Below are 271 nucleotides of genomic sequence, written 5' to 3'. Positions count from 1 at the left end.
ACACCGGCGACCACCTGGCAGTGGTGTGGATGGGCAACGACCAGAACGAGCAGGCCGGCCTGTTCGGCGCCACCGGCGCGATGCGGGTGTGGTCGGGCATCTTCCGCAACCTGCCGAGCCGGCCGCTGCGGGTGAACAGCAAGGGACTGGACTGGCAGTACGTGGCCGCCGAGGGCAACAACAGCACCGACGAAGGCTGCCCGGGCGCACGCCGGCTGCCGTTCGTGGCCGGCTTCGCCCCGGCCTACGCGCCCTGTGCGCCGCAGGCGGT

Annotated in this window: 1 protein-coding gene; it reads left to right on the top strand. The window is 72.3% G+C overall.

The genetic code is table 11. The annotated features are described in order from the left end of the window. Positions 1–29: 29 nt before the first annotated feature. The coding region (locus AC0IW9_RS30905) for a hypothetical protein (RefSeq protein WP_471652122.1) at positions 30–271 on the top strand (242 nt) is incomplete at its 3' end.

Source organism: Belnapia sp. AC561 (assembly GCF_979252845.1).
The sequence above is the reverse complement of the archived record's forward strand: the minus strand, read 5'-3'. Positions and strand labels throughout refer to the sequence as shown.